The organism is Pseudomonas sp. 1L-E-NC-VB-C3, assembly GCF_057291535.1.
In genome coordinates this window covers 187,250-210,731 of the sequence record NZ_JBXAWD010000002.1, presented here as the reverse complement: position 1 = coordinate 210,731, position 23,482 = coordinate 187,250, and the positions used below count along the sequence as shown (strand labels likewise).

The 23,482-nt window shown below is 57.1% G+C and carries 21 protein-coding genes and 1 pseudogene; 18 read left to right on the top strand and 4 right to left on the bottom strand.

The annotated features are described in order from the left end of the window. The first annotated feature begins 143 nt into the window (after positions 1 to 143). The 14 genes from AC0Z5Z_RS04380 to AC0Z5Z_RS04315 all read left to right on the top strand — a co-directional run bounded on the left by AC0Z5Z_RS04380 (position 144) and on the right by AC0Z5Z_RS04315 (position 17,839). The gene (locus AC0Z5Z_RS04380; RefSeq protein ID WP_041480415.1) at positions 144 to 1,070 is read left to right on the top strand and encodes a carbohydrate ABC transporter permease; all 927 of its coding nucleotides are present in this window, start codon (positions 144 to 146) and stop codon (positions 1,068 to 1,070) included. 8 nt (positions 1,071 to 1,078) lie between these two features. Next, positions 1,079 to 1,909, top strand: coding sequence for a carbohydrate ABC transporter permease (locus AC0Z5Z_RS04375; RefSeq protein WP_016774872.1), 831 nt, complete (start codon positions 1,079 to 1,081; stop codon positions 1,907 to 1,909). A gap of 164 nt (positions 1,910 to 2,073) precedes the next feature. Next, on the top strand, positions 2,074 to 3,177 hold the full coding sequence (locus AC0Z5Z_RS04370; RefSeq protein ID WP_252876381.1) for an ABC transporter ATP-binding protein: 1,104 nt from the start codon (positions 2,074 to 2,076) through the stop codon (positions 3,175 to 3,177). Between the two features lie 15 nt (positions 3,178 to 3,192). Next, positions 3,193 to 4,665: a mannitol dehydrogenase family protein gene (locus AC0Z5Z_RS04365; protein WP_476249478.1), complete on the top strand. Its 1,473-nt coding sequence runs from the start codon at positions 3,193 to 3,195 to the stop codon at positions 4,663 to 4,665. A gap of 204 nt (positions 4,666 to 4,869) precedes the next feature. Beyond that, positions 4,870 to 6,366 carry a xylulokinase gene (gene xylB, locus AC0Z5Z_RS04360; RefSeq protein ID WP_485610744.1) on the top strand — a complete coding sequence of 499 codons (1,497 nt, stop codon included), beginning with the start codon at positions 4,870 to 4,872 and terminating at the stop codon, positions 6,364 to 6,366. Positions 6,367 to 6,379: 13 nt separating this feature from the next. Continuing rightward, positions 6,380 to 7,318 carry a carbohydrate kinase family protein gene (locus AC0Z5Z_RS04355; RefSeq protein WP_485610743.1) on the top strand — a complete coding sequence of 313 codons (939 nt, stop codon included), beginning with the start codon at positions 6,380 to 6,382 and terminating at the stop codon, positions 7,316 to 7,318. A 77-nt stretch (positions 7,319 to 7,395) separates the two neighbouring features. Then, on the top strand, positions 7,396 to 7,983 hold the full coding sequence (locus AC0Z5Z_RS04350; RefSeq protein WP_041480414.1) for a transglycosylase SLT domain-containing protein: 588 nt from the start codon (positions 7,396 to 7,398) through the stop codon (positions 7,981 to 7,983). A gap of 275 nt (positions 7,984 to 8,258) precedes the next feature. Continuing rightward, positions 8,259 to 10,307 carry a type VI secretion system Vgr family protein gene (locus AC0Z5Z_RS04345; protein WP_485610742.1) on the top strand — a complete coding sequence of 683 codons (2,049 nt, stop codon included), beginning with the start codon at positions 8,259 to 8,261 and terminating at the stop codon, positions 10,305 to 10,307. Then, positions 10,298 to 11,155, top strand: coding sequence for a DUF4123 domain-containing protein (locus AC0Z5Z_RS04340; protein WP_476249480.1), 858 nt, complete (start codon positions 10,298 to 10,300; stop codon positions 11,153 to 11,155). The genes AC0Z5Z_RS04345 and AC0Z5Z_RS04340 overlap by 10 nt, the downstream gene beginning before the upstream one ends. A gap of 28 nt (positions 11,156 to 11,183) precedes the next feature. Continuing rightward, entirely contained in the window at positions 11,184 to 14,738 is a 3,555-nt protein-coding gene (locus AC0Z5Z_RS04335) for a LysM peptidoglycan-binding domain-containing protein (RefSeq protein WP_315435120.1), read from the top strand. Next, positions 14,735 to 15,742 (top strand): tetratricopeptide repeat protein, encoded by a 1,008-nt coding sequence (locus tag AC0Z5Z_RS04330; protein WP_485610741.1) that lies wholly within the window; start codon positions 14,735 to 14,737, stop codon positions 15,740 to 15,742. The genes AC0Z5Z_RS04335 and AC0Z5Z_RS04330 overlap by 4 nt, the downstream gene beginning before the upstream one ends. A 96-nt stretch (positions 15,743 to 15,838) precedes the next feature. Next, entirely contained in the window at positions 15,839 to 16,810 is a 972-nt protein-coding gene (locus tag AC0Z5Z_RS04325; RefSeq protein ID WP_485610740.1) for a tetratricopeptide repeat protein, read from the top strand. 270 nt (positions 16,811 to 17,080) lie between these two features. After that, positions 17,081 to 17,350, top strand: a complete 270-nt coding sequence (locus AC0Z5Z_RS04320) for a DUF2790 domain-containing protein (RefSeq protein ID WP_095180120.1) — start codon at positions 17,081 to 17,083, stop codon at positions 17,348 to 17,350. A 90-nt stretch (positions 17,351 to 17,440) separates the two neighbouring features. Then, positions 17,441 to 17,839 carry a hypothetical protein gene (locus tag AC0Z5Z_RS04315; RefSeq protein ID WP_076562707.1) on the top strand — a complete coding sequence of 133 codons (399 nt, stop codon included), beginning with the start codon at positions 17,441 to 17,443 and terminating at the stop codon, positions 17,837 to 17,839. Here AC0Z5Z_RS04315 and AC0Z5Z_RS04310 read toward each other — a convergent pair. After that, positions 17,836 to 18,105 carry a DUF1652 domain-containing protein gene (locus tag AC0Z5Z_RS04310; RefSeq protein WP_016774885.1) on the bottom strand — a complete coding sequence of 90 codons (270 nt, stop codon included), beginning with the start codon at positions 18,103 to 18,105 and terminating at the stop codon, positions 17,836 to 17,838. The two genes, AC0Z5Z_RS04315 and AC0Z5Z_RS04310, sit on opposite strands and share 4 nt — an antisense overlap. Positions 18,106 to 18,474: 369 nt before the next feature. On the opposite strand from AC0Z5Z_RS04310, the gene eco reads away from it, so the two are divergent. Next, positions 18,475 to 18,960, top strand: coding sequence for a serine protease inhibitor ecotin (gene eco / locus AC0Z5Z_RS04305; RefSeq protein WP_485610739.1), 486 nt, complete (start codon positions 18,475 to 18,477; stop codon positions 18,958 to 18,960). A gap of 14 nt (positions 18,961 to 18,974) precedes the next feature. Beyond that, a complete protein-coding gene (locus tag AC0Z5Z_RS04300) occupies positions 18,975 to 19,280 on the top strand; it encodes an NIPSNAP family protein (RefSeq protein ID WP_056789713.1) in 306 nt (101 codons plus the stop codon). A gap of 30 nt (positions 19,281 to 19,310) precedes the next feature. Here AC0Z5Z_RS04300 and ilvA read toward each other — a convergent pair. Continuing rightward, a pseudogene (ilvA, locus tag AC0Z5Z_RS04295) lies at positions 19,311 to 20,300 on the bottom strand (threonine ammonia-lyase, biosynthetic); the annotation flags it as partial. A gap of 286 nt (positions 20,301 to 20,586) precedes the next feature. On the opposite strand from ilvA, the gene AC0Z5Z_RS04290 reads away from it, so the two are divergent. Together AC0Z5Z_RS04290 and pncA are read left to right on the top strand one after the other, a co-directional pair. Beyond that, positions 20,587 to 20,754 carry a hypothetical protein gene (locus tag AC0Z5Z_RS04290; protein ID WP_423519441.1) on the top strand — a complete coding sequence of 56 codons (168 nt, stop codon included), beginning with the start codon at positions 20,587 to 20,589 and terminating at the stop codon, positions 20,752 to 20,754. A gap of 50 nt (positions 20,755 to 20,804) precedes the next feature. Then, positions 20,805 to 21,431 carry a bifunctional nicotinamidase/pyrazinamidase gene (pncA, locus tag AC0Z5Z_RS04285; protein WP_485610838.1) on the top strand — a complete coding sequence of 209 codons (627 nt, stop codon included), beginning with the start codon at positions 20,805 to 20,807 and terminating at the stop codon, positions 21,429 to 21,431. A 5-nt stretch (positions 21,432 to 21,436) separates the two neighbouring features. Here pncA and AC0Z5Z_RS04280 read toward each other — a convergent pair whose 3' ends face one another. Both AC0Z5Z_RS04280 and AC0Z5Z_RS04275 read right to left on the bottom strand, forming a co-directional pair. Beyond that, a complete protein-coding gene (locus tag AC0Z5Z_RS04280) occupies positions 21,437 to 22,738 on the bottom strand; it encodes an ATP-binding protein (RefSeq protein ID WP_485610738.1) in 1,302 nt (433 codons plus the stop codon). Between the two features lie 4 nt (positions 22,739 to 22,742). Then, positions 22,743 to 23,444: a response regulator gene (locus AC0Z5Z_RS04275; RefSeq protein WP_016774890.1), complete on the bottom strand. Its 702-nt coding sequence runs from the start codon at positions 23,442 to 23,444 to the stop codon at positions 22,743 to 22,745. Between the last annotated feature and the right edge of the window lie 38 nt (positions 23,445 to 23,482).

Genomic DNA, 23,482 nt, shown 5'->3' with positions numbered 1-23,482 from the left:
TGCTCCTGCCTCTTGTGGGAGCGAGCCTGCTCGCGAAGGCGTCGTGTCAGCCAACACACATGACACTGACCCAGCACTTTCGCGAGCAGGCTCGCTCCCACATGGGGATCTCCATAGGTCTGTATGACTCGGTTGTGAATGCCATGAATACTTCAACTGCCAAAGCCCACATCGACCTGTCGCCACCGCAGCGCAAGCTGCGGGTGCGCAATCCCGGCTGGTTTCTGGTCAGTCCTTCGGTGGCGCTGTTGCTGCTGTGGATGATCGTGCCGCTGGGCATGACCCTGTACTTTTCGATGATCCGCTACAACTTGCTCTATCCCGGCGAAAACGAATTCGTCGGGCTGGAGAACTTCACCTATTTCCTCACTGATTCGGGTTTCATGCCCGGCGCGACCAATACATTGCTGCTGGTTGGCAGCGTGTTGCTGATCAGCGTGGTCTTCGGTGTGTTGATCAGCGCGTTGCTGGAGGCCAGCGAATTCCTTGGGCGCGGCCTGGTGCGGGTCATGCTGATCTCGCCGTTTTTCATCATGCCCACCGTCGGCGCGTTGATCTGGAAAAACCTGATTTTCCACCCGGTCTCGGGGATCCTCGCCTACATCTGGAAGCTGTTCGGTGCGCAACCGGTGGACTGGCTGGCGCACTACCCGCTGCTGTCGATCATCATCATTGTTTCGTGGCAATGGCTGCCCTTCGCGATCCTGATTCTGATGACCGCGATGCAATCGCTGGATCAGGAACAGAAAGAAGCTGCACGCCTGGACGGTGCCGGCCCGATCGCGATTTTCTGGCACTTGACCCTGCCGCACCTGGCGCGGCCGATTGCTGTGGTGGTGATGATCGAAACAATCTTCCTGCTCTCGGTGTTCGCCGAAATCTTCACCACCACCAACGGTGGCCCCGGCTACGCCTCGACCAACCTCGCCTACCTGATCTACAACCAGGCGCTGGTGCAGTTCGACGTCGGCATGGCTTCGGCGGGCGGCTTGATTGCCGTAGTCATCGCCAACATCGCCGCGATCATTCTGGTGCGAATGATCGGCAAAAACCTGACTGACAAAGCGTGAGGCCTGCCATGACGCTCCAACAATCCCGCCGCCTGCAAAGCCTGCTGCTCGGCACGCTGGCCTGGGCCATCGCGATCGTGATTTTCTTCCCGATCTTCTGGATGGTGATGACCAGTTTCAAGAGCGAAATCGACGCTTTCGCCACGCCGCCGCAGTTCATCTTCACGCCAACGCTGGAGAACTACCTGCACATCAACGAGCGCAGCGACTACTTCAGCTTCGCCTGGAACTCGGTGGTGATCTCCTTCAGCGCCACCGCCCTGTGTCTGTTGATCGCGGTACCGGCGGCGTACTCGATGGCGTTCTATGAAACCCAGCGCACCAAAGGCACGCTGCTGTGGATGCTCTCGACCAAGATGCTGCCGCCGGTGGGCGTGCTGATGCCGATCTACCTGCTGGCCAAGAGTTTCGGCCTGCTCGACACGCGCATTGCGCTGATCGTGATCTACACGCTGATCAACCTGCCGATCGTGGTCTGGATGGTTTACACCTACTTCAAGGACATCCCCAAAGACATCCTCGAAGCCGCCCGCCTCGACGGTGCGACGCTGTGGCAGGAGATGGTTCGGGTGCTGCTGCCGATCGCCAAGGGCGGCCTCGCCTCGACCGTGCTGCTGTCGCTGATCCTGTGCTGGAACGAGGCGTTCTGGTCGCTGAACCTGACCTCTTCGAATGCCGCACCACTGACCGCGCTGATCGCCTCGTATTCAAGTCCCGAAGGGCTGTTCTGGGCCAAGTTGTCGGCCGTATCGACCCTGGCCTGTGCGCCGATTCTGATCTTTGGCTGGATCAGCCAGAAGCAACTGGTGCGCGGTCTCTCGTTCGGCGCCGTGAAATGAACATCCCGAATCCAACCCTATCCCCTGTGGGAGCGAGCCTGCTCGCGAAAGCGGAGTGTCATTCAACCCTGATGTCGACTGACACGGCCCCTTCGCGAGCAGGCTCGCTCCCACAGAAAAGCCGATCTGGTTTAACCCAATAATAAATTGCGGAGGCCCATCTCATGGCCAACCTGAAAATCAAGAATCTGCAAAAAGGCTTCGAAGGCTTTTCCATAATCAAGGGCATTGACCTTGAAGTGAACGACAAGGAATTCGTAGTCTTCGTCGGCCCGTCGGGCTGCGGCAAATCCACCCTGCTGCGCTTGATCGCCGGGCTGGAAGAGGTCAGCGGCGGCGCCATCGAACTCGATGGCCGCGATATCACCGAAGTCAGCCCGGCCAAGCGTGATCTGGCGATGGTGTTCCAGACCTACGCGCTGTACCCGCACATGACGGTGAAAAAGAACATGTCGTTCGCCCTCGATCTGGCCGGCGTGCCGAAAGCCGAAGTCGAGCGCAAGGTCGGCGAAGCGGCACGCATTCTTGAACTCGGGCCGATGCTCGAGCGCAAACCCAAACAGCTGTCCGGCGGTCAGCGTCAGCGCGTGGCGATCGGCCGCGCCATCGTGCGCAACCCGAAGATTTTCCTCTTCGATGAGCCGCTGTCCAACCTCGACGCGGCGTTGCGCGTGCAGATGCGTCTGGAACTGCTGCGCCTGCATAAAGACCTGCAAGCGACGATGATTTATGTGACCCACGATCAGGTCGAAGCGATGACCATGGCCGACAAAGTCGTGGTGCTCAATGGCGGCAGGATCGAGCAGGTCGGCTCGCCGCTGGACCTGTATCACAACCCGGCCAACCTGTTTGTCGCGGGCTTTCTCGGCACGCCGAAAATGGGTTTCCTCAAAGGCAAGATTGCCCGCATCGACGGCGCCAGCTGCGAAGTTTCGCTGGACGCCGGCACACGCATCACCCTGCCGTTCAACGCCGCCAACCTCAGTGTCGGCAGCGCTGTCACGCTGGGCATTCGCCCGGAACATCTTGAGCTGGCGCAACCCGGCGACTGCACGTTGCAAGTCACTGCCGACGTCAGCGAACGCCTTGGCAGCGACACCTTCTGCCACGTCACCACCAGCGCCGACGAAGCCCTGACCATGCGCGTGCGCGGCGATCTGGCCAGCCGTTACGGCGAGCAATTGAGCCTGCGCCTGGACCCGACTCACTGCCATCTGTTCGATGCCGAAGGTGTGGCGCTGACCCGTCCACTGCGCGCTGCGGCCTGATTTCGAGACTATCCGATGAAACTCAACCAACAGAACCTCAATCGCCTCGCCGCCCAAGTGCAGCTGCCGGGCTACGACCTCGGCGCCACACGCCAGGGCATCGCCCACATCGGCGTCGGTGGTTTCCATCGTGCGCATCAGGCGTATTACACCGATGCCTTGATGAACACTGGCGAAGCGCTGGACTGGGCAATCTGCGGCGTCGGGCTACGCCCGGAAGATCGCCGCGCCCGCGATGATCTGCGCGAGCAGGATTACCTGTTCACCCTGTTTGAACTGGGCGACAGCGATGACACCGAAGTGCGCGTCATTGGCGCGATCCGCGACATGCTGCTGGCCGAAGATGGCGCGCAAGCACTGATCGACAAACTCGCCGAACCGCAGATCCGTATCGTTTCGCTGACCATCACCGAGGGCGGTTACTGCATCGACGACAGCAACGGCGAATTCATGGCGCACCTGCCGCAGATTCAACACGACTTGGCCCATCCCGAGGCGCCGGGCACCGTGTTCGGTTTCCTCTGCGCCGCGTTGGCCAAACGGCGTGCGGCGGGCGTTCCGGCATTTACTGTGATGTCCTGCGATAACCTGCCCCACAACGGCGCCGTCGCCCGCAAGGCGCTGCTGGCTTTCGCCGCCCTGCGTGATCCGGATCTGCGCGACTGGATCGACCAGAACGTCAGTTTCCCCAACGCCATGGTCGATCGAATCACACCGATGACCAGCACCGCGCATCGCCTGCAACTGGCCGACAAACACGGCGTCGACGATGCCTGGCCGGTGGTCTGCGAACCGTTTGTTCAGTGGGTGCTGGAAGACAAATTCGTCAGCGGCCGCCCGGCATGGGAAAAGGTCGGCGTGCAGTTCACCGACGATGTGTCGCCGTACGAAGAGATGAAGATCAAACTGCTCAACGGCAGTCACCTGGCGCTCACCTATCTGGGTTTCCTCAAGGGTTATCGCTTCGTCCACGAGACCATGAACGATCCGCTGTTCGTGCGTTACATGCGCGCCTACATGGACCTGGATGTCACGCCGCAACTGGCGCCGGTGCCGGGCATTGATCTGAGCGAATACAAGGACACGCTGGTGGCGCGGTTTTCCAATCAGGCGATTGCCGATCAGTTGGAGCGCGTGTGTTCGGATGGCTCATCGAAGTTTCCCAAGTTTACCGTGCCGACGATCAATCGGCTGATCGCCGATGGCCGCGAGACCAAACGTGCAGCGCTGGTCGTGGCGGCGTGGGCGCTGTATTTGAAGGGCGTGGATGAGAATGGCGATACGTATTCGATTCCGGATCCGCGAGCGGCTTTCTGCCAGGGATTGGTGGCGGACGATGAGTTGATCACCGAACGCCTGTTGGGCGTGGAGGAGATTTTCGGCACGGCGATACCGAAGTCGGCGGAGTTTGTTGCGGCATTCGAGTGGTGCTGCCAGAGTTTGCGCGAGGTTGGGGTTTCGCGGACTCTGGAACGGGTGCTCGGCTGAAAAGCCCCTCACCCTAGCCCTCTCCCGGAGGGAGAGGGAACCAACCGCGTGGTTCTTCCGTTATTCATCGACCTGAAATTCCGAGTCGAATACAGAGTGTGAAAGGCATGAAAATCTGCTCCCTTTCCCCCTCGCCCCCGTGGGGGAGAGGGCTAGGGTGAGGGGGTAGCTCTTGATCTTCAGCGCAATCTGACAGGCCCATACATGACAACAACAAAGCTCTTCCTGGGTATCGACTGCGGCACCCAAGGCACCAAAGCGATCATCCTCGACGCCGACAGCGGTCAGGTGCTCGGTCTGGGCGCGGCGCCGCACACGATGATCAGCGGCGCCAACGGCCGCCGCGAACAAGACGTTCAACAGTGGCTCGACGCTTTCGTCAGCGCCACCCGCCAGGCCTTGCAAGCGGCAGAAGTCGACGGTCAGGCGATCCTCGGTGTCGGCGTCTCCGGCCAGCAACACGGCCTGGTCCTGCTCGATGAGCAAGGCGCAGTGCTGCGTCCGGCCAAACTCTGGTGCGACACCGAAACCACGCCGGAAAACGAGCGCTTGCTCGCACAACTGGGCGGCGAGAAAGGTTCGCTGGAACGCCTCGGCGTGGTCATTGCGCCGGGCTACACGGTGTCGAAACTGCTCTGGACCAAAGAGCAGCATCCCAATGTGTTCTCACGCATCGCGCGGATTCTGTTGCCTCACGACTACCTCAATTACTGGCTCACCGGCCGCGCCTGCAGCGAATACGGCGACGCTTCCGGTACCGGCTATTTCAACGTGCGCACGCGGCAATGGGATGTGCAGATCCTGCGCGACATCGACGCCAGCGGCCGTTTGCAAACCGCGCTGCCGGAGCTGATCGACGCGCACGCCGCCGTCGGCACTCTCCTCCAGGCAATCGCCGAGCAACTCGGCATCAACCCCAACGCGGTGGTTTCCAGCGGCGGTGGCGACAACATGATGGGCGCCATCGGCACCGGCAATATCCAGCCCGGCGCGATCACCATGAGCCTCGGTTCGTCCGGCACGGTCTACGCCTATTCGGAGGAGCCGAACGTCAGCGCCGATGCCTCGGTTGCCACGTTCTGTTCCTCCAGCGGCGGCTGGCTGCCGCTGATCTGCACCATGAACTTGACCAACGCCACCGGTGCGATTCGCGAACTGTTCAGGCTCGATCTGCCGACCTTCAACCAACTGGTCGCGCAGTCGCCGATCGGCGCCGAAGGCGTGAGCATGCTGCCGTTCCTCAACGGTGAGCGCGTCCCCGCCCTGCCCCACGCCACCGGCAGCCTGCATGGCCTGACCATGGACAACCTGACCCAGGCCAATCTGTGCCGCGCGGCCGTCGAAGGCACCACCTTCGGTTTGCGTTACGGGCTGGATTTGCTTCGCCAGAATGGTTTACAAAGCCTGCGCATTTGCCTGATCGGCGGCGGCTCGAAGAGCGCGGTGTGGCGGCAGGTCGTCGCCGACATCATGAACGCCCCGGTCATCTGCACCGAGCAAAGCGAAGCCGCCGCACTGGGTGCGGCGATTCAAGCGGCGTGGTGCGCATCGCGCTCGAACGGCGATGATGTGTCCCTGGCCGATCTGTGCGAACGCTGCGTCAAACTCGACGCGCGCAGTGAAACCCTGCCGATCGCCGCCAATGTCGCGGCGTTCCAGCAGGCTTACGAACGCTATCAACAGCATGTCGCAACCCTATAACGAGCAAACAACTATGTACCTGGTGTGTGGCGAAGCCCTGTTTGATTTCTTCAGCGAAAACGATGCCAGCGGTCTGGCCTCGAAAGTCAATTTCAAGGCAATTGCCGGCGGCTCGCCGTTCAACGTTGCCGTAGGTTTGCGGCGTTTGGGCGTGGACTCGGCGCTCTTCGGTGGGCTGTCCACCGACTACCTCGGCCGCCGTTTGCAGCGAGTGCTGCAGGACGAAGGCGTGCGCCCGGACTATCTGGTGGATTTTGCCGCGCCGACCACCCTGGCGATGGTCGCGGTAGGCGCCAATGGCTCACCGCACTACAGCTTCCGTGGCGAAGGCTGTGCCGACCGGCAACTGAGCGAGGCGCATCTGCCGACACTTGGCGACGAGGTGCGCGGCCTGCACATTGGCTCGTTTTCGCTGGTGGTGCAGCCGATTGGCGACACGTTGCTGAAACTGGTCCAGCGCGAAAGCGGCAAACGCCTGATCAGCCTCGACCCCAACGTGCGCCTCAATCCCGAGCCGAACATCGAGCTATGGCGCGAACGCATCGCCACGCTGGTACGACTGGCCGATCTGATCAAAGTCAGCGACGAGGATCTGAGCCTGCTCTATCCCGAGCAAGATCCGCAGCATGTTATTGAAGGCTGGCTCGAACATCGCTGCCAGATCGTGTTCCTGACACGCGGTGGCGACGGCGCAACGGTGTTCAGTCGCACCCATGGCTCGTGGTCGGTGCCGGCCAACCCGGTTCAGATCGCCGATACGGTAGGCGCCGGCGACACCTTCCAGGCGGCGCTGATCACCTGGCTGACCGAACATTCGCTGGACTCGGTAGAAGGCGTCCAGCAGCTCAGTCGAGAGCAAATCAACGGCATGCTCAGGTTCGCCGTACAAGCCGCCGCGCTGACCTGCAGCAAAACCGGTCCGGATCTGCCCTATCGTCATCAATTGAGCTGAGCGCGTAGACTGTCGGCCTTTTTGCGCACGACGGAAAACAGCTCTTGAATCACAGGCACATCCTCGCCCTCCTGACCATGGCCACCCTGCTGAGCGGTTGCGGCACCTCGCCGCCCCGCTCCCCGGAAGACATCTGCGCAATCTTCCGCGAGAAAAGCGATTGGTACGACGCTGCGCAAGTCACGCAGAAACGCTGGGGCGTGCCGATCCAGGTGCCGTTCGCGATCATGTATCAGGAATCCGGCTACCGCTACGACGCCAAGACGCCGCGCAAATACCTGCTCTGGGTGATTCCTTGGGGCCGCGTCTCGACCGCGTCCGGCTACGCGCAAGCCAAGGACGAAGTCTGGGCCGACTACCAGAAAAGCACCGGCCGCAACTGGGCCGACCGCGAAGACTTCGACGACGCCATCGACTTCGTCGGCTGGTACATGGACAAGACCACCTCGATCAACGGCGTGTACAAATACGACGCCTATAACCAGTACCTGAACTACCACGAAGGTTGGGGCGGCTTCCGCAACAAGACCTACGCGAGCAAAGCCTGGCTACCGCCGACCGCGCGCAAGGTGCAGAACCGTTCGGATCTGTATGCGCAGCAGTATGCCGGCTGCAAGGAAGACCTCAATCGCGGGTTCTGGAGCCGGTTCTGGCATTGGTTGTAGAAGCCCTTCGCGAGCAGGCTCGCTCCCACAGGACCTTAGTGAACGCCGATTTTGTGTACACCCGAGAAACCTGTGGGAGCGGGCTTGCCCGCGATGGCAATCTCTCAAACACCATCAAAGTCTATGAAAGGCCCGATTTCACTGACCCAAACCGCCCTCCTAAGGGTTTTCCCTATGACATCAAGGCCCCACACCTACGCCATTTGCGCCTTGAATGAGGCCGTCTAATCCTGCAACATCCATCACCTGCTTATTCAACGGACGGAATTCAAGGCATGCTGGACGCCAATGCAACCCACATCACCCTCTCGATCGAAGACGCCAACGCCGACCTGCAAGTCCTCAGCTTCACCGGTCGCGAAGCCCTCAACGAACCGTTCCGTTTCGACCTCGAACTGGTCAGCGCCCGCCCCGACCTGAAGCTCGAAGAGCTACTGCACAAGCGCGCCTGCCTGACCTTCGGCGCCACCGGAGAAGGCAAGATTCACGGCCAGGTCTACCGCATCGAGCAGGGCGACTCCGGCAAGACCCTGACCCGCTACAGCATCAGCCTGATGCCGCAACTGGCGTATCTGCAGCACAACCATGATCAGCAGATCTTCCAGCAACTGACGGTGCCGAAAATCATCGCCCAGGTGCTGGAAGATCGCGGCATTCTCTCTGACGCCTACAGCTTCCAGCTCGGCGCCGAGTATCCGGAACGCGATTATTGCGTGCAATACGACGAGTCCGACCTGCATTTCATCCAGCGTCTGTGCGAAGAGGAAGGCATCCACTTCCACTTCCAGCACAGCAGCAGCGGCCACAAACTGGTGTTCGGCGACGACCAGACGGTGTTCCGCAAACTGAAGCCGGTCAGCTACCAGCAAGACTCCGGCATGGCCGCCGAGAAGCCGGTGATCAAGCGCTTTAACCTGCGCCTGGAAACCCGCACCACCCGCGTCAGCCGTCGCGACTACGATTTCGAAAAACCAAAGCTGCTGCCCGAAGGCGCGGTCAAATCCGAATTCGCCCCGGACCTGGAAGACTACGATTACCCCGGCCGCTTCACCACCCGCGAGCGCGGCAAGCTCCTCTCGACCCGCGCCCTCGAACGCCATCGCAGCGACTACAAACTCGCCGAAGGCAAAGGTGATGAACCGACGCTGACCAGCGGCCATTTCCTCACACTCGCCGAACATCCGCGCGCCGAGTGGAACGACCTGTGGCTGCTGCTGGAAGTCTTCCACGAAGGCAAACAACCGCAAGTGCTCGGTGAAAACGTCACCAGCGACGTCACCGACAACAAAAGCGATTTCCACCAGGGCTACCGCAACAGCTTCCTCGCCACCCCGTGGGACGCGCACTACCGCCCTGCCCTCGAACACCCGAAACCGAAAGTCCTCGGCAGCCAGACCGCCGTCGTCACCGGCCCTGCCGGTGAGGAGATCCACTGCGACCAGTACGGCCGCATCAAAGTGCAATTCCACTGGGACCGCGACGGCCAGTCCGACGACAAAACCACCTGCTGGATGCGCGTCGCCAGCGGCTGGGCGGGCAGTGCCTACGGCGGCATTGCCATCCCGCGCATCGGCATGGAAGTCCTCGTCACCTTCCTCGAAGGCGACCCCGACCAGCCCCTCGTCACCGGCTGCCTGTACCACAAGGAAAACGTCGTCCCTTACGACCTGCCGGCCAACAAGACCCGCAGCACCTTCAAAACCCTCAGCTCCCCGGGCGGCAAGGGCTACAACGAATTCCGCATCGAAGACAAAAAAGGCGCCGAACAGATCTACATCCACGCCCAGCGCGACTGGGACGAAAACATCGAACACGACCAGAAAATCCGCGTCGGCAACGAACGACATGACACTGTTGAAGCCAACGTGTTGAGCGAGTTCAAGGTCGAAGAACACCGGATCACCCATCTGGACCGCATCAGCGAAATGCGCGCGGATGATCACCTGACGGTGGGGGTGACGCAGCATGTGAAGGTGGGGACTGGGCAGTTTGTTGAGGCCGGCAATGAAATCCATTATTACGCCGGCCAGAGAGTCGTGGTCGAAGGCGCCATGGAGCTGACCGCGAAGGCTGGAGGCAGCTTCGTCAAGGTCGATGCGGGTGGCGTGACCATCAGCGGCGCTGAGGTGAAGGTCAATACCGGCGGCTCGCCCGGGGTGGGCACGCCGGCGGCGCCGTTGCTGCCGGGGCCGATGAAGGTTGCGGATGCGGATAAGGCGGGGAAAACACCGCTCCCTGCCCGTCTTAATGAGTCAGGTATTACCCCGCTGTGTGGAAAACAGAGTAACGGCGCTTGCAGCCGTAAGGATTGCACATGCATGTAAAAGCGCTGAGCGCTCTCCTCGCCGAGCCTTGTTACAACTTTTCTGACTTGCCCGCTACCAGCGAGTCGCTGTGTTTCATCATTGACCAAGGGCTCCAGCCTGACGCTTTAGGCCGTCTTTATCGATTAGGCGAACCCGTCGTCGCTCAAGGTCTGTTTGTAGGGACAGACCTTGCAGGGATTCCTGACGAGCCATTGTGGCTGGTGGCCCCAAAGGGCGGCAAAGTGGCAAAGGTCGCTGTGGAACTATGTGAGGAACGCTTTTCGGGAATCGCAATCTCAACCCGGGATCCTGGAAAAGCTCTGGCTCATGCGCGCTGGCTGCTTAAGGCAAACGATGGTTCAGGTGGCCAAAGTCTGCTGAGTTTCCACAAGCCGAGTCTATGGGCTGCGCTGGCCTACACCGCCGATAAAGCATTCGATCAGTTACTAGGCTGCTGGGATGCGGTCTACAGCCCGGCTCCAATTCATTTCGGTCAAGAGCGTGGGCGATGGCTGACCTGGAAAGCCACCGATCAATCAACGTGGGACGGTGACAGAGCGGCGTTCAATCTGCCCGAGGCGGCCGCGAAAGTACAAGCGCGCCTGGGCTGGATGTACTGGATCGATGAGGAATACACAGCATTCAATGAGCCAGACGATGACCGCTTGAATGACATGGCGGACAACCTCGACATGTTGCTCAAAAACAACATTTATGATGGCGATCACCTGCTCAAGCTTGGCCATGTCGTGAACGGTCCGCTGTTCGAGACCCAGCCTGGGATCATGGCGATCCTGCAATCAAAGGACGAGTCGTTTATCAAAGTAGATCGGCTCCTGGAATCAGCCGCCGTTGCCCAACACTAAGGCGACGCGACAACAGAACGGAATCACCATGGAAATTACAAATCACGCTGTGATGCCCGGCGAAACTCTGGGCCAGATTGCTACGCGCTACAACACTACTGTGGCGCAACTTCGTCAGATGAATCCCTTCATCACCAACCCGGATAACGTCAAAGTCGGATGGAACCTGAGCGTTCCGAAAAGCGCACTAACGCCTGCTGCGCCTGCCGCTCAGACACCCGCCGCAGCTCAACCGCCTGCGCAAACTACCCCGGAAGCCGCAACTCAGTGCTCTGCGGAGGATCTGGTTGAACTGGAGCCTGTCAAAGACACCCCAGATCAGAGCTCAAAGACTTTCAAACCGCACGCGCCGCCCTGCTCGAAAAAGTTTGCCAGTGCGATTTATGCCACCGAAGAGCAAGAATTTTGGCTGCTTCCCGAACGGGCAAAGTCCGCCATCAAAGAATCCATGTTCGCCCTGGATAAAATGATTGCACCCAGCAAACCACGTGATGCACGCCTGAACGGGTTGCAGGAATCTGGTTTGCTGGAATACTTCCTTGAACCTAAGTTGAGTAATTTCCTCACGGGCGCACAGCGTGCACGTATGGAAGAGTTTGAAGCGATGGGCGATGAGATCGAAATCGATCCAGCCACCGCCAAAAAAAGGCAGAACGAAGCTAATGGAAACAAACCGGCAGTCGCTCCTGCTCAGTCCATGGACGAGGAGACGCCAGTATCTCGCCTCGACCGTCTAGCGGCAGACATAGCTACTGACCAGCGCGTTCACGAAGCATATGCCGACTTTTACAAGCGGCGGGCTGAGTGGGTCGCGTTAAAAAAAGAAGCGGTAGCGGCCGCTAAGTTAGAAGGCTACACCTACGAAAGCGGCTCGCTGTACTCCAAGGAGGCGATTGAAGCGCGGGCACGCGTGCAAGCTTATCTGGAGGCTCGCAAGAAATTCCTCGGCAACAAAAACTTCAAGCAGGTATCGCTGGAAGACGTTGCCAAAGCCTTGGCGGAAAAGAAAAAAAGTTACGACAATATCTGCAATGGCATGACTGACTGCACCGCCGATCTGGTCGGCTATGTTTACACACTACACAAAAACGCCGATGCGCTTGATTACCACGCTTACACCGAATCCATCATGAAGGCTTCCGATTATGGAATCGCGCTTCCAGAGTTTGCGCTGATAAACGACGGCCTTGCCTCTGGCATCGAACAATTCAAGCTGTATTTGGATACAGAGAAAAAGCAATCGGAAGCAACTGCGCAACTTCAGGACAAGTACAAACGCTGGATCGAAGCAACAGGCCAAAATGCCCAGGCCCCTGCAGGTTTGGTGGAAGCAGAGCGTGCAAAGTGGGACCAACTGCAGAAAATCAAAGAAGACCTCTATACAGCCGCTCAGAATAATGTCAACGCGACGAAACCCCGACGTTATCTGATCTGGGAGCCGGAAGCGTTCCAGCCCAAGCCAGTAGATCGCATGGTTAAACCTGGTTTTCCTTTGCGCGAAGTCAGCCTTTCGGACGCCAAGGGCACTCCGTTGGGCTGGTTCAGTATGTCGAACCTGAAAGACGCAAAAAAAATAATGAAAGAGGACTTCAAAAAAGTCCCTGGCTCTGTATCCAAGGCCTTTAAAAGTCCCCCGACAGATGCCACTGAAGGTTCTGATAAAAACAGTGAGCTCAGTTCGTTCCGCCAATGGCTGTTGGCTCAGGGCGCTGTAAAGTTCAGCGATCAGGTCGGCGACTGTTTCGATGAAAAAGGTTGGTTCAAAGCCAAAGACTTTTACGCTCACTTAAAAAAGGAAGGCTATGAGGTCACTGAACTAGAGGACGAGGCAGCTCTTACCAATTGGGGTAAGCATCTTCAGCAGCTGGTGTTTCAGAAAAGTGTACGCGGTAAAGTGAGACTCTTCGATGCCAGTCCTCAGGCGCAGTTCGTTCGCTGCCTGACACCTCCACAACCAAGCATTCACGCTGAAGTGAAGCTGGAAAGCCCCCCCATCAGCGCTGCAGAAGGTTTTCAAGCGTCGGCCAGCGCGGGGATGAGCCTCGACTTGGCACGCGGCGAAGTGGAATTGATGAAAGTCGATATGCCCGCCCAAGCGAGCGCACAGGAAATCACGCTCGACTACCTATTGGACGGTAGCCCACAAAAAATGAATTTTGGGCGTTTCTCCTTCCACTTCGGCGTGAAGGCGTGGGGATATGCTGGTGCTTCGCTGCTACTTGCCGGCAGCGTCGAATTGAGCCCTATCTTCGGTAACGTCAAATACGGTGCCTCACTGAGCCCGGTCAAACGCGCACAGCGTGAAGATGCCTCAGCCAAACAGGAGCGCGCCGATCACGCAGCCGCCAAGCAAGCAAAAGCCGACAGTGGCGACGATAGTCCTACTCCAGATCTCGTCCATCAATCAAAAGCCCCCACCGCTGCGGGCACCCTGAGCACAGGTCAGATGTCGACTGGTCGCCTCGCCAATGGTCAAATCGAAAATGGCGCGAAGGCAAGCTTCAACGTATTCGGCGGTTTGCAAGCCGCTATTGAGCTCACTGGTGCACTAAACTGGGCGCCGCCAAAAGAGCTCGTCGCCCGAAGTACCGCGCCATCGTTGGGTATAAGCGGTCCTAAAGACGCAAGGACAGCCAATCCATGGCTGACGCTTGCAAAATTGGGCGGGTCCGTAGGAATCGCGTTAGGCGCAGGATTTCAAGGGAACGCTCAGGTTTCTCTTGATAAAGGACGGTTCATTCTTAATTTGAAGGCAACAGTAGTGCTTGGACCGGGCGCTAACGGTAGTTTCAAATTTGAAGTGGGTTATGAGGCGGTGGTCGACCTCATTAACATATATCGCAAAGAGCTGCATAAGACCAAAGGCCGTAAAGTTGAGTGGATGGATCCTGAAGCGAGTGAGTATGCCTCCGCACTTAACGCTTTGGGCGTTGCCGGATTGAATGTGGCAATGGCATACATGATGCGTTGGGATGTTGTGATGGGTCTTTATGAGTCTCTGACGCGACGTGGCAAGGGCGGACCGATTGCGGACGCGATCATGAATTATAAGAACCAAAGCGAGCTCGAAGAGTGGATTATTAATGCAATTCCTAACGCGCTGGGCCCACTGTTAAGAACGCTTATAAGCCAGCCCGAAGAGTTTAAAATTACTACAGCCAGTCCTGAAAACAATAGCATATCTGACAAGGGTCGCACATATAGTCAATCCGAAGGCCATGTTCTCCAGCAAAAAGCCATAGAAAGAATTTTGCGCTGGATAGTCAACAATGCAAAAAAAACCAACACTATTGACAAAGCACAAAGACAATTTGAACTCGCATGCATGTCAATGAATGAGTTTGGCATAAAAGAGCAAGCTGGAGAACAAGAGTATTGCAAAAATCGTATGTCACTAGATACTTTCATGGCGGAAAGCGTTCAAAGCCTCTTTGACGATACAATTGTTGAAGTACGTAAAAACTATAAATCGCACGCAAAATTACTTGGCGCAAATCTGGCCGATTATTGTCAACAAAATTATGTCCCATCACCAACCTACTCGCTTAGTGGGGCGACACCCTATTTAAAAGGCTACCAATGAACAGACTAATAAAAATCAAATTAAATCAAATCATTCTAATGTTCAGCTTGGGTTTGATTTCAGTATCGCCGTATAGCGCCAATTTTACCAATGCATCCTCAGTCCCTCAGCAAAGTGGACCAAGCGGAATCATTCTTTACAACCAGATGAAAATAGATGCGGCCATTCCACAGCTAGAGCGAGAGGCAAAAGACGGCGCAATAGAATCACAGTATTATCTTGCCGAAGCTCTTCGAAAGAAAAATGGATACATGACTCCCGAAGCCCAATTTTGGTATGAATCGGCAGCAGAGAAAAAAAACATATACGCAATGATTCAGTTGGGTCGAGCAAAAAAAGATCTTTGCGCAACGATGGGAAATTGCCCGTCGTCAAAAAAAACTCAAGCAGAATGGTTCGTAGAGGCAAAAAAAATAACGTTACCTAAGGCAAATGATGGCGATCCTGAATCTTTATACTTGATGTACGAAATCACGCTGGATCACCATTGGTTAGAAAAATCTGCTAATGCAGGCTATCCGCTCGCGCAATATTGGATGGCGATCAGCGAAAGGCAGGGAGAGGGTTACTTCTTTACTCCTGGAGCACGTGAAGCGTCGGTCAAAAAATGGCTGCTACTCTCTGCGGAAGGTGGCAACCCTAAAGCTATGATGCAATATCTAGAGACGCTTTATAAGCAAGGAGACATGGCGAGCATTCGACATTGGCTCGAGAAGGCTGCCGCAACAGGCGAACAAGCTGCAATGAGTAACTATGGTGCGTACATTTCACATACGCCAGATAAAGTAGGTTACTCTTTGGATTTAGTCAAAGGCTACGCTATTTTCTCTTTGTTAAAAGAACTCGGTGACGCCGGTGGCGTGCAAGATTATGTTGACCGTAAAATCGAACAAATTTCTGAAAAGATGACACCAGAACAAATTGAAGAATCAAAAATCGTCGCTGAACAATGGAAAACCACTCACCCACCGCTGTCTTTCTTCCCCGACAAGCTGAGTAATTGAGTATATTTTTAGGTGATCCGCACCCGAGATTTCATCCCGATGAATTATCGCCCTTGCCCTTGATGAACGACTCCACATGATTAGGCAAAGATTTCAATGAAACTGCTGGCAACTGCGTTAACATTTTTAAGCCTAGTATCAGCCCAGTCAAACGCGCTTACAAACGAACAATCTCAGGCAAAGATCAAGGGCATTGAACTATACAATCAATACAAAGCCATCTCCGCAATTGAACCATTACAAATAGCAGCCGACGGCGGTGACGATGAAGCACTTTATTATCTCGGTGAAGCGCTAAGAAAAAACAACCGTCACATGACTCCGGAGGCTAAAAAAGCATACGAAAGCTCCGCAAAAAAGGGGAACATCTACGCCATGTTTCGCCTTGGAAGGATTGGAGAAGATTTGTGTACGACCATGAAAAACTGTCCTCCAGGTGAAGATTCTGCCAGCAGCTGGGTGATTAAAGCTAAAAGCCTTGCCGTTGAACGAGCAAAGCAGGGAGATAGCGAATCGATGTACTTGTTATATGAAATGACGGGCAACGATGAATGGTTGGAGAAATCCGCAGAGAACGGATTCGCATTTGCTCAGTTCCGTCTGGCGACGAAGTACCAAGAAGGGAGTGGCTCATTTTTACTACCCTCAAGGCGCAAACAAGCTATCGAACGATGGATGAAGGCGTCCGCTGAAAATGGTTATCCACTCGCAATGATGGGGTTAGCCGCAATCATGATAGAAAAAAATGATCTAGCCTCGTTCAGATTCTGGAACGAGAAAGCCGCCGACTCAAGCTATGTAGAAGGTGTATTTGGATATGCATCCTACATAGGTGAAGAAAACTCCAAGTACGGTTTCGCATTCGACCCAATTAAGTCCTTTGCTCTACTTTCAAATCTGCTGGAGCTTAATGGCGGAGGTAACGTAACACGAGATGTCAATGACACATTACCTGACATAGAAAAAAACCTGTCAAAAGAGCAATTAAAAAAAGCAAAAGAACTCGCAAAAACGTGGAAGGCCACTCACCCACCGCTCTCGTTTTTTCCAGATAAGTTAGGGTACTGAAATTTAGCAGTACAGCCTTATCATTAATTTTTTTTGAGCACGTCAAAGCCCGTACCCTAATGATTCATATCGCAAACGACAAATGCCCGAGACAAGGGAAAAGCAACCGTAAATAACTCAGCTCATGTTCACATCGGTTAACTCAGCCTTAACGCCACAGTCAGAGACTCCATATCACCGCACACCCTCAGCTCTCCCCCGCTGACGCCCAGTGCGGCAGGCTCGCCCGGCTTCGTGCCGGGCGCCTATCCGTTAGGCTGGAGTCCTCTCATGAACATTCGTCCCTTCCTGCTCACTGCCACCCTCGCCTGCAGCTCATACGCCGCACTGGCCCAAGCCAACGTCACCTCCGCCACATCGAATCAAACACCCTACCAATACGGCATGCCTCTCCACGTGGCAAAGGTGCTTTCGCTAACCGAGCCGCCGACCTCGGAATGCAAAGTCATCACCGCCGACATGAAATACATCGACAACACCGGCAAGCCCGCACAAATCAGTTACAGGAAATTATCTGACGCTTGCAGTCAACAGAACTGACAGACGCTTCTGATTTTCCGGTTGGCCATAGGCTTGGGGTGGCTTCGGCGGTTATGCTCGGGGCCTTCCCTACTGCCGCAAGGATTGGCCATGCAGTTGTCGTTCCGCACGTTGTCGAGCTTCACTTCAATCCTGTGTTTTCTGCTGGCGCTGGTCTGGGGATTTTTTCCAGAGGTGTTGCTGGCGATCTGGAGTATTGGCTATTCGGAAGGCACTGGCGTAGTCGCAAGGCGCAGCGCGGTGCTGTTTGCGGCGTTGGCGGTGATGTTTTGTTTGCTGCGCAATGCTCCGCCGTCAGTGGCACGCAGTGCACTGAGCAATGGTTTTATCGTCGGCTGTTTCGGTTTGGCGGCGTTGGGTTTTGGCGAATGGCTCAATGGCCATGCCGGCCCCGGAATTTTGCTCGCGGTGCTGGTCGAGTTCGCGCTGGGCCTTGGCTTTGTGCAGGCCCGGCGCGTGACGGTCGAACTGGGTGAAACGGTGGGTTAAACAGCTCGAGAACGAGCGCTGGTTTGATGGGTCGTGGTTTGTTGCGCGAGGTCGGAACGCAGGCCAGCGACCAGGTTGTTGATTTCACGGCAGCTGTTCAGGCGGCTGGCGTCGATTCCACTGACGTAGAGATCGGCTTGGTCGGTTCGATGGTCGCCAAATACTTTGACGGACATCGACAAGTCGGGTGACAACGTGCACTGGCAGCGTTTCGGCAAGAAGCTGCTTTCAATGATGTTGCGTAATTCCAAGGCAGATAAAAACATGGCGAACCCTCTCCTTTCTGTGCGATTGCCAATCAAGTATTCACGCTGACCCTCTGCTGCGCCTTCACGGGTGTGCCCCCGCTGTTTCCCTGGTGCGGCAAGTGGTGGTACTGCGAAATGCCCATTGGAGTGTAGGCGCCCAAATCCTGTGCGCCTCACCCAACGAACGCATAAAACGTGCCTTTGATCGGTTCGTTTTGCTCCCTTAAAAATCAAGCACTTGGAAATGTGGCCAGTATCCTGCTATTTGCAAATTGCATGAATCGACCACCCGTCCCCTGCAATCTGCAATCTTCGGGCAAATTTGCTTTCGAAGACTATGACGGCAAGAATGTCTCCCATTGCAATTCAACCCGCACGGAGGCCTCCATGAATTCCTTAAGCGTTTGCGTGATCACCGGTCTGTTGATCGCCAACCTTTCCACCCTCGCCCACGCCGCCAAGATTGAAGACATCGCGCCGTATCCCAAAGCCGAAGCCGGGTTTACCCGACAAGTCATCCATCTGCCCAAGCAAGAGCAGGAAGAGAATTTCCAGGTTGAAATTCTCGCCGGCAAAACCCTCGAAGTGGATTGCAATCGCCAGCGTCTGGGCGGTGTGCTCGATGAAAAGAATCTGCAAGGCTGGGGCTATCCGTTCTATCGCCTGGAAAAGGTCATCGGCCCGATGAGCACGATGATGGCCTGCCCGCCTGGCAGCAAGAAAAAGCGCGCTTTCGTTCCGGTCGTCGGTGATGGCTTCATGTTGCGCTACAACAGCAAGCTGCCAGTCGTGGTATACGCGCCTTCGGACGTCGAAGTGCGCTATCGCATCTGGTCGGCGTCGGACAAAGTCGGCACCGCCCTGCAGGAATAACCGGAGCCCAGCCCTTGATTACTTGCCACGTCAGATATGTGATCGATCCTTACCAGTTACCCGCTTTCGAAGCCTATGCCAAAGCGTGGCTCGACATCGTTGAGCGCTTGGGCGGCACCCATCACGGCTACTTCCTCCCCTCGGAGGGCGCGAGCAACATTGCTTATTGCCTGTTCAGTTTCCCGTCGCTGGCCGATTACGAAAGCTATCGACATATTGCAATGACCGACCCGGAAAGCACCGCACTGGTTGCCGATCTGGTCGAGAAGAAATTCATCGTCAGTTACGAGCGCACGTTTCTGCGCCCGCTGCTGCCCTGATCGACATCACGCCGGCACGCCGCAAGCAGCGGCGCGTTCGGCGACATGGCGCAGGCTGTCGAAGTTGATGTTGGCCCCGGAGTCGATGGCGACGAATGTCTGATCGCGAACCCCACTGCGCGCCACGTACTGCTTGATCCCCGCAACAGCCAGCGCACCTGAAGGTTCAGTGATCGAACGGGTATCGTCGTAGATATTCTTGATCGCGGCGCAGAGTTCGTCATTGCTGACCGTGATCACCTCATCTACGCAGAAGCGGCATACCTCAAAGCCATACGCGCCGATCTGCGCCACCGCGACGCCATCGGCGAAGGTGCCGACGCTCGGTAGAACCACCCGCTCGTCCGCACTTAAAGCCGCTTGCAGGCACGCCGAATGTTCGGATTCGACGCCGATGATCCGCACTTCCGGGCGCAGGTATTTGACGTAGGCCGCGATACCGGCGATCAAACCTCCGCCCCCGACCGGGATGAAGATGGCGTCCAGCGCGCCTTGATGCTGGCGCAGGATTTCCATTGCCACCGTGCCTTGTCCGGCGATCACGTCAGGATCATCGAATGGTGAAACGAACGTGCATCCGGTCTGTTCGGCCAAATGCAACGCATGGGCCAGAGCAAAGGGGAAACTCTCGCCATGCAGCAATGCGTCGGCACCGCGACTGCGCACGCCGAGCACCTTGAGCTCAGGGGTGGTAGACGGCATGACGATCGTCGCGGCAATGCCCAATTCCCGTGCCGCCAGCGCTACACCCTGCGCGTGATTACCCGCCGATGCAGTGATCACTCCCCGCGCTCGCTGCTCATCGCTCAGTTGCACGAGTTTGTTGTAAGCACCACGGATCTTGAAAGAGAACGTCGGTTGCAGATCTTCGCGCTTGAGCAGGACCCGATTGCCCAATGCTTGCGACAATGCCGGCGCAGGCTGCAGCGGGGTACGCACCGCAATGTCGTACACCGGCGCGGCCAGGATTTTCTTTACGTAGTGCTCAAGCAGGGCTTGCTGGTCGGGGCTGTGCGGCATGGTCGTCTCCTGACATTTTTCAGAACCCCGGAGACAGAAAGTAAAAACCCGCCTCTAGGGCGGGTTGGGTGCTGCAGTCGTGAGCTAGCCCGCCAAATGAGGAATGGCGGTAATAATGCTTGGCTGGCAGCGCGATACGGTGAAAGTCATGGGCTGGAAATTAGCCTGCCGTTGGATGACAAGTCAATGGCCCGCTGTAGAACTTTGAATCTTCCGCAGAACTGAACAGTCACTGCAAAGGAGAACAACAACTTCTGCTCCAAGCCGATGAAAGTGGAGATCGACCATGAATATCCGCCAAATGCTGTTCGCCGTCCCGCTGCTGGTCGCCGTCCTGTCCAGCCCTGCTGCTTTCGCCGTCGATGAAAGCGACGCCGTGAAGAAGCCCGAATGTCCGAAAGGCCAGGTGTGGGACAGTAAAACCCAGCAATGTGTGTTGCAGACCAGCGGCTGACAAAAGCCCTGCTAAACTGGCCGAGGTTTTATTTCCAGGAAGATTTCCCCGTGCCCATTTCGTCCCGCGCTGCATTGCTGGTCATCGACGTTCAAAACGACTTCATTCCCGGCGGCCTATTGCCGGTGCCTGAAGGTGACCGGATTGTGCCGCTGATCAACCGTCTCGCGCGGCATTTCAGGCAAGTCGTGATTGCGCAGGACTGGCACCCGAGCGGGCATATATCGTTTGCATCCAGCCACCCCGGGCGCCAGCCCTACGACGTCATCGAATTACCGTACGGCGCACAAACGTTGTGGCCCGATCACTGTGTGCAAGCCAGTGTAGGCGCCGAATTTCATCCGGAACTGGATCTACCACACGCGCAATTGATCATCCGCAAGGGCTGCAATCCCGATATTGACAGCTACTCGGCTTTTCTCGAAGCGGATCGAAGCACCACCACCGGGCTCGCCGGCTATTTGAAAGAGCGCAGCATCGACACCGTTTACATGGTTGGCCTGGCGCTGGATTTCTGTGTGATGTTTTCGGCGCTGGATGCGCGCGCGGCGGGTTTTAATGTCTGTGTGGTGCTGGATGGCTGTCGCGCGATTGATCTGGACGGTTCGCTGGCAGCCGCCATAGCGCGGATGCAAGAGGCCGGCGTCAGCCTGATTCAATCATCAGATGTCCGTTAGAATATTCAGGCCGTGGCCGGCAACCACAGCCTGAATCGCGCCCCACCCAGCGGCGAACTCTCAACGGTAAGTGTGCCGCCCTGCGCTTCCAGCGCTCGGCGGCTTATCGCCAAACCGAGGCCGAACCCACCCGTCGCGCGATCACGGCTGCGGTCGAGCCTGTAGAACGGTTCGAAAATCCGCTCGCGCTCATCGTCGGGAATGCCGATACCATCATCGTCGACCCATATCTCACACCCTCCGGCAATGACCTGCACACCGATCTGAATGCGCTTTTCGCAATAGCGCATGGCATTGCGCAACAGGTTCTGGATAGCCCGGGCGGTCAGGCGCGGATCCAGCGCGAAGCGTTCGAGTTGACCGTGCAGCAGAACGTCAATCACGATGTCTGGCGACTCCAGTTCCTCATCGACGCTGCCGAGAATGCTGTCGATGAACTCGTCCAGCGACACCTCGATGCGCTCGGGCAATTGCGCCGGATTCTGCAAGCGGCTGTAGGAAAGCAACTCCAGCACCAGTTCATCCAGTTCACGAATATGCGCAACCAGGCTCTGCAAACGCTCGCGACTGGCGGCTGGCAAGTCTTCGGACAACGCCAGCGCCAGGCCGAAATCCAGACGCGTCAACGGCGTACGCAGCTCATGGGAAACAGCGTTAAGCAGATCGCGCTGCTGGTTGAGCAGGTTTTCAATATCGCCGGCCATAGTGTCGAACACATTGGCGAGACTGCCGATGTTCGAACTAGGGGCAATTCTGGTTCGCTCGCTCAAGTGGCCTTTGCCGAAGCGTTCGGCGGTGCCTTTCAGACGTTCAAGATCGCGCCAGTGCGGGCGCAACCAGAGCAGCAGGCAGCCGAGCAACATGGCGCCGATCAGCACGTTGATGCTCCAGTACAACAGATCGACGTCGACAGGATCCGGCGGTACGACCATACGCACGGCCATGTCCGCATTCAGCGGAGTCACCGCCAGCGTTCGCCAGCCCCAATCGCCGATGCGCACCACGTTCTCACCACGGTGCAAACGTTCCTGCTCGATGGGCGTGAACACCGGGTCGTCGATTGGCGTCAGGACGATGTGCAGCGGCTGGAATTCCTTGTCCATCGCCGCCGCAATCGCCGGCCATTGCTCTTGCGGAGCAGCATGAAACTGCTTGGTGATCAGCGATTGCAGACCTCGGGAGAACTCCAGGTTGTAGGTGACGAAGCGGTCCCGAAAGGCCATGACCACCAGATCCGGCACCAGATAGATCGCCGCACTATAGGAGACGATTGTCACCAGATACAGGCGAAACAGAATGCGAAACATCAGCTCAGCATTCCCACTCGGAGCGGCTGAACAGATAGCCCTTGCCCCACACGGTCTTGATCTTGCGCGCCTCGCCGGCGTGATCATCGAATTTGCGCCGCAGCTTGGAAATCGCCACGTCCACCGAGCGGTCAGTGCCATTGAATTCAATACCGCGCAGCCGCTGAAGAATCTGATCGCGACTCAGCACTTCGCCAGCGTGCCGGGCCAGCACCACTAAAAGATTGTATTCGCCGCTGGACAGCTCAACCGCTTGATCACGCCAGGTCACGGTGCGCTCGGACAGATCGATGCACAGATTGCCCATGACGATCCGATCGTTGACCGCCAGCGGTTCGCCGAGGCTGCTGCGCCGCAACAACGTGCGCACCCGAGCCAGCAGCACCCGTGGCTCGCAGGGTTTGGTGACGTAGTCGTCAGCGCCCATTTCCAGGCCCAGCACCTGATCATGGCTGTCATCGCGGGCCGTGAGCATGAGGATCGGCAGTGTCGCCGAATCGGCACGCAGCAAACGGCACACCTGCAAGCCGTCGAGGCCCGGCAGCATGAGGTCGAGAATCACCAGATCCGGCGGACTGATCCGCGCCCGCTCGCGCACATGGTCGCCACGGCCGATGACGCTGACGGAATAACCGTTGCGCTCCAGGTAGCTGGAAATCAGTTCGGCGAGGGCGGTGTCGTCTTCGACCAGGAGGATGTTGGGCATGGGGTGTTCCAGAGAATGCTGTGGCGACAGTCGGGACT